The sequence below is a fragment of the Sphingomonas sp. LH128 genome, assembly GCF_000293195.2.
GTDB classification, from domain to species: domain Bacteria; phylum Pseudomonadota; class Alphaproteobacteria; order Sphingomonadales; family Sphingomonadaceae; genus Novosphingobium; species Novosphingobium resinovorum_A.
Genome location: NZ_ALVC01000344.1, coordinates 1 through 5,628, shown reverse-complemented (window position 1 = coordinate 5,628; position 5,628 = coordinate 1). Strand labels below are relative to the sequence as shown.

At 68.4% G+C, this 5,628-nt stretch carries 6 protein-coding genes; 1 reads left to right on the top strand and 5 read right to left on the bottom strand.

From position 1 onward, the window contains the following. Positions 1–414, top strand: a 414-nt coding sequence (leuD, locus tag LH128_RS24290) for a 3-isopropylmalate dehydratase small subunit (protein WP_008830557.1), incomplete at its 5' end; no start/stop codon positions are given. Between the two features lie 137 nt (positions 415–551). Here the strand turns inward: leuD and LH128_RS24285 are convergent. The 5 genes from LH128_RS24285 to hemB form a co-directional block, all read right to left on the bottom strand. Beyond that, positions 552–830 (bottom strand): DUF167 domain-containing protein, encoded by a 279-nt coding sequence (locus tag LH128_RS24285; RefSeq protein ID WP_008832338.1) that lies wholly within the window; start codon positions 828–830, stop codon positions 552–554. Further along, positions 830–1,390: a gamma carbonic anhydrase family protein gene (locus LH128_RS24280; protein WP_008832337.1), complete on the bottom strand. Its 561-nt coding sequence runs from the start codon at positions 1,388–1,390 to the stop codon at positions 830–832. Before LH128_RS24280 ends, LH128_RS24285 begins: the two co-directional genes overlap by 1 nt. Then, positions 1,387–3,627, bottom strand: coding sequence for a spermidine synthase (locus LH128_RS24275; protein WP_008832336.1), 2,241 nt, complete (start codon positions 3,625–3,627; stop codon positions 1,387–1,389). The genes LH128_RS24280 and LH128_RS24275 overlap by 4 nt, the downstream gene beginning before the upstream one ends. A 149-nt stretch (positions 3,628–3,776) precedes the next feature. Further along, entirely contained in the window at positions 3,777–4,358 is a 582-nt protein-coding gene (locus LH128_RS24270; RefSeq protein WP_037521168.1) for a GNAT family N-acetyltransferase, read from the bottom strand. Then, on the bottom strand, positions 4,333–5,328 hold the full coding sequence (hemB, locus tag LH128_RS24265) for a porphobilinogen synthase (protein ID WP_008832334.1): 996 nt from the start codon (positions 5,326–5,328) through the stop codon (positions 4,333–4,335). Before hemB ends, LH128_RS24270 begins: the two co-directional genes overlap by 26 nt. Positions 5,329–5,628 lie beyond the last annotated feature (300 nt).

Genomic DNA, 5,628 nt, shown 5'->3' with positions numbered 1-5,628 from the left:
CCGATCCTCATCGCGGGCGACAACTTCGGCTGCGGCTCCAGCCGTGAGCACGCCGCCTGGGCGCTGCTCGACATGGGCGTGACTTGCGTGATCGCGCCGAGCTTCTCGGACATCTTCTCGGGCAATGCCTTCAAGAACGGCATCCTCACCGTGGCGCTGCCGCAGGAGGCGATCGATCGCCTGATGGAAGTGGCGCAGGACGAGACGATCGACATCGACCTCGACACGCAGTCGGTGACCACGCCGTTCCAGGATCGCTTCACGTTCGAGATCGATCCGTTCCGCAAGCACTGCCTGCTGAACGGCCTCGACGAAGTGGGCCTGACGATGGCGCAGGGCGACACGATCTCGACCTACGAAGGCAAGGCACGCGAAACGCTGCCGTTCCTTGCCAGCCCGGTGCTGGCGGCCTGACCGCAAAATCCTCCCTGTTCCGAAGGAATGGGGAGGTGGCAGCCCGCAGGGCTGACGGAGGGGCCTCTCCCCCCCCCCCCCCCCCCGCCTGCGGCGGCGGTCCCCCTCCCCTAGACAAGCTCGGGGAGGAACCCGCATCAGTTCACCCGGAACTGCTTCTCACGCGAGGTTGCGCCGCGCAGCAGTTCCAGCCGCGAGGGCGCCACGCCCAGCGCGCGGGCGAGCAGGTCGCGCACGGCGGCATTGGCCTTGCCGTCCTCCGGCTGCGCGCGGACTTTGGCGGTGAGGCGGTTCCCGGCGATTTCCAACGCTTCAACTTTGGCGCCCGGCGTCACCCGCAGAGCCAGCGCGCCGTCGGCATCGATTAGCGCCCGCAGCGCTCCGGCATCGGGCAGCGCTGCCTTGGGCCGCGCCATCAGCCGTTCAGCCCGAGCGCCTCGGCATGCAGGCGGCCATTGAGGACATAGCCCTTCACGCCCGCCTGGTTGGCGACAACGGCCTCGTCGGTCAGATCGCGCAGGTACTTTGCCGGGCGGCCCATCCAGAGCTGGCGAGCGCCGATGCGCTTGCCGGTGAGCTGCGAGCCCGCCGCCAGCATGCCGTCGCTCTCGACATAGGAGCCGTCCATCACGATCGCGCCGAGGCCGATGAAGGCGCGGTCTTCCAGCGTGCAGCCGTGCAGCATGACCATGTGGCCGATCAGCACGTCCTCGCCGATGATCGTCGCGTAGCCTTCGGGGCGATGCGGTTTGGGGCTGTCGCAATGGACGACGGTGCCGTCCTGGATGTTGGTGCGCGCGCCGATGACCACGCGGTTGATGTCGGCGCGGATCACGCAGTTGTACCAGATGCTGGCGTCGGCGCCGATCTCGACATCGCCGATGATGCGGCAGCCGGGCGCGATGAAGGCGCTGGAATGGATACGCGGCGCCTTGCCGTTGAAGGCGGCGATTGTGATGTCGTTACGGTCGGTCATGGATTCCCCGTCAGCCTGCTCCAGCGGACATACGGCAGGATGGAAGCGTGATCGTCCGTCCAGGGTTCCGGCGCCCGTTCTTCAAGCTTGCTCCATGGGGCATCGGGGCGCTGCCTTGCAAGCCTGTCGAGCACGGCCCGATCCGCCGAAAGCGCGATCCAACGCGAGGGGGTGTAGCGCACTTCGTCCTCGGGAAAGTCCAGCCGCGAAAGCGCCATGAGCGCGCTCGCTCGCGCATTGGCGCCGACCACCGGCGCAAGGTCGATGTAGCGGTTGGAGATGTGCAGGATCAGCAGCCCCCCCGGCGTCAGCGCGCGGCGGTAGACCGCCAGCGCCTCGGTCGTCAGCAGGTGCATGGGGATGGCATCGGAGGAGAAGGCGTCGATCACCAGCACGTCGAAGCTGCGCGGCGCGACGTGTGCCAGTTCCAGCCGGGCATCGCCGATCACCACGCGGGCCTTGGGGGTGCAGTCCTTGAGGAAGGTGAACTGCCGCGTCGTGGAGAAGCGCAGCACCACCGGGTCGATCTCGAAGAAGGTCCAGTCCTGCCCCCGCTGCGAGCGGCAGGCGAGCGAGCCGGTGCCGAGCCCGACGACGCCCACGCGCGCCTGCGGCCCCTCGATGGCGGGTACTGCCGCCAGCGCGAGGGCGACGCCGGAGCCGGGACCGTAGTAGGTCAGCGCATCGTGCGTGTGCGCGGGATCGAGCGCCTGCATGCCGTGTAGCGTGGTGCCGTGGGCGAGCGTGCGGAACCGCCCTTCCGCATCATCGCGCAGGGTATAAATGCCGAAATAGCTGCGGGTGCGCTCATGCTCCAGCGTCGCGCGCATGGTCCAGAATCCGCTTTGCCCGACCATCGCGATCAGCAGCACCGCCGCGAAGCCCCAGCGCCAGGCCATGACCATGATCCCGAGGCCAACGAGGAACACCGTCAGCATCAGACTGAACAGCGCCTCTTCCGGGTCGAGCATCGTCTCCAGCAGTTCCCAGCCCAGGAAACCCGCGAAAAGCAGCACTACGCCCAGCGCGATGCGCGCCATGCCCGGCTCCATGTCGGTGCTGTCTCGCCAGTTCAGCAGCGGGCGCAGCGGCATCAGCAGCGCGGCGGCGAGGACCAGCAGGGGGTGCTCCCAGGCCCAGTCGAACACCAGCGGCGCGATCAGCGCGGTGAACACGCCGCCCAGCGCTCCGCCGGCCGACATGACGAGGTAGAAGCGGGTAAGCTGCGCCTCTCCCGGCCTCAGGTCATAGAGCCGCGCGTGCAGCGTCGTCGCCACGCAGAGCAGCAGCAGGCAGGTGCCCGCCACGGCCCACAGGGTGCCCGACCCGTTCGACAGCATCGCGTAGCTGCCCATGAACAGCACCACCAACGGCGCCACGCGGCTGACGACGGTGGCCGGCCCGCGCCGGTCGGAGAACGCGATCACGAAGCTCAGCAGGTAGAGCCCGAGCGGGATCACCCAGAGCAGCGGCATCGCGAAGATGTCGGTGGTGAGATGCGTGGTGGTCGAGAGCATCAGCCCCGAAGGCACTGCCGACAGCAGCAGCCACAGGCCGATGGTGCGGGCGGGGATGCGCTCCGAAGCGTGGGCCTGTGCGATCGGCGCGGGGGTATTGCGGCGGCTGAACCCGGCCAGCGCGATCAGCAGCACCAGCACGGCGAAGCCGCCAGACCACGCGAGGCTCTGCAAACGGACGCTCAGCAGCGGCTCGGCCAGCAGCGGGTAGGCGATGAGCCCCGCGAAGCTCCCGAGGTTGGAGGCGGCGTAAAGCGCCCAAGGTGCACCCGCTTCGGGCGCAGCGGCGAACCAGCGCTGCATCAGCGGCGCCTGCGCGGAGACGACGAAGAATACCGGGCCGATGCTCGCGCCCAGCAGCAATGGCACCCATGCGGCCTCGGGCAGCCCGGCGATGCGCGGCATGTCGATCAGGCCCACCGGCAAGGTCAGCGCGGCGACCAGCAGCAGCGCGAGGTGAATCATCGCCTGCCGCTTCAGCGCGAACCGGCCGAGCCAGTGAGCATAGGCGTATCCGGCCAGCAGCAGCGCCTGATAGACCAGCATCGCGCTGTTCCACACGTTCGGCGCGCCTCCGAGCCGGGGCAGCGCCATGCGCGCCACCATCGGCTGGACGAGGAACAGCAGGAAACTGCCGACGAGGATGGTGGCGACGAACAGCCCGCGGCGCGGCGGGGTTGTCCGTGCGGTTTGCAGCATGTGCTCGGCGGTGTCGGTCATTGCGGCAAGACAGGTACGTGGTGCCGGCAGGGAAGGATAGACCTTCACTCGTCATTGCAAGCGCAGCGAAGCAATCCAGGGCAGTTTGGCGCCGCCTTGGATTGCTTCGCTGCGCTTGCAATGACGAAGTGTGTGGTGATGACCTACGGTTAGCGCCCCGCGCGCCCAATGCTCCGCCACGCCTCGGCGGTGATCGAATGGACGATCGTATCGCCCACCGGCGGCTCGAACCGCGCATCGACGAAGTCCAGTTCCGCGCGCCGCACCATGCCGAGGCGCAGCATCAGGCCCCAGCTGGCGGTGTTCTCGATGTTGGTGATGGCGAAGATCTCCGCCGCTCCGAACCGGCCGAACCCGGCATCGAGCGAGGCGATGGCCGCTTCCTTGGCATAGCCCTGCCCCCAGGAATCCTCACGGAACCGCCAGCCGATCTCCATCTCGCCGAGGAACGTCGCCCCCGGCGCATCGATCACCTTGAGGCCGCAGAAGCCGAGCACCGCGCCGTCGTCCTTGCGCTCGACGATCCAGAAGGTGTGGCCGAGACGGTTCTGGAAACCCAGCACGCGCTCCTCGAACAGCGCCACCTTGGCATCGTCCATGACGCCGCCAAGGTGGCGCATGACGGCGGGCGTGTTGGTGCCCTCGGCGAAGCGCGTAATGTCGCCCTCACCCCAGTCGCGCAGGATCAGGCGGTCGGTCTCGATCCTAACCACGCAACAGCCGCGCCGCATGGGCCGCATGGTATGTCAGCACGCCCGAGGCACCGGCGCGCTTGAAGGCGGTCAGCGTCTCCAGCACCATGGCGTCGCGATCCGCCGCGCCCGCCGCGACGGCGTGCTCGATCATCGCGTACTCGCCGGACACCTGATAGGCGAAGACGGGCACCTCGAACGTGTCCTTCACCCGGCGGATGATGTCGAGGTAAGGCAGGCCAGGCTTCACCATCACCGTGTCGGCGCCCTCGGCGAGGTCCATCTCGACTTCGCGCAGCGCTTCCTCGGTGTTGCCGGGGTCCATCTGGTAGGTCTTCTTGTCGCCCTTGAGCAGCCCGCGCGAACCGACCGCGTCGCGGAACGGGCCGTAGAACGCCGAGGCGTACTTGGCGGCATAGCTCATGATCTGGACGTTGATGTGGCCCGCGTCCTCCAGCGCGCCGCGAATCGCGGCGATGCGGCCGTCCATCATGTCCGAGGGGGCGATGATGTCCGCACCCGCGTTGGCCTGGTTGAGCGACTGGCCGACCAGTGCCTCGACCGTATCGTCGTTGAGGACGTAGCCCGCATCGTCGATCAGCCCGTCCTGTCCGTGGCTGGTGTAGGGATCGAGCGCCACGTCGGTGAGCAGGCCGATTTTATCGCCCAGTTCCGCCCGGATCGCGCGGATCGCGCGGCACATCAGGTTGTCCGGGTTGAGCGCCTCGGCCCCGTCCTCGCTACGGCGATCGGGCTGGGTGTGCGGGAACAGCGCGAGCACCGGGATGCCGAGGTCCACCGCTTCCTTCGCCCGTTCGACGATGAGGTCCACCGACCAGCGCGACACGCCCGGCAGCGCGGCGATGGGCTGCTCCACGCCTTCGCCCTCGGTGATGAAGAGGGGCCAGATGAGGTCCGCCGGGGTCAGCACCGTCTCGCGGTGAAGCGCGCGGCTCCAGGCGGTGGCGCGGGTACGGCGGAGGCGGGTGTGGGGATACGTGCCGGTCATGGCGGGGTGCTTGCCGGAAAACGAAGGCGGGGGCAATCGGGGGAGGGTTGCGATTTGCGCGGGTTGGAGTGCGCGGGACTGCCTTGATCCTCCCTGTCGCGAAGCGATGGGGAGGTGGCAGTCGCGCAGCAACTGACGGAGGGGGCCGGCTCCCCTCCACCACCGACTTCGTCGGCGGTCCCCCTCCCCATTGCTGCGCAACGGGGAGGATAAGGCATCACCGCCCCAACTTGTCGATCTCGCGCGTGGTCTCGACCGGATCGCTCGCCACCGGCTCGATCGAGCCCAGCGCCGCGCCCG

Excerpts from the sequence above, each read along its gene's own strand:
- LH128_RS24285 (WP_008832338.1), bottom strand. The coding sequence starts at position 830 with ATGGCGCGGCCCAAGGCAGCGCTGCCCGATGCCGGAGCGCTGCGGGCG.
- LH128_RS24280 (WP_008832337.1), bottom strand. The coding sequence starts at position 1,390 with ATGACCGACCGTAACGACATCACAATCGCCGCCTTCAACGGCAAGGCG.
- LH128_RS24275 (WP_008832336.1), bottom strand. The coding sequence starts at position 3,627 with ATGACCGACACCGCCGAGCACATGCTGCAAACCGCACGGACAACCCCG.
- LH128_RS24270 (WP_037521168.1), bottom strand. The coding sequence starts at position 4,358 with ATGCGGCGCGGCTGTTGCGTGGTTAGGATCGAGACCGACCGCCTGATC.
- hemB (WP_008832334.1), bottom strand. The coding sequence starts at position 5,328 with ATGACCGGCACGTATCCCCACACCCGCCTCCGCCGTACCCGCGCCACC.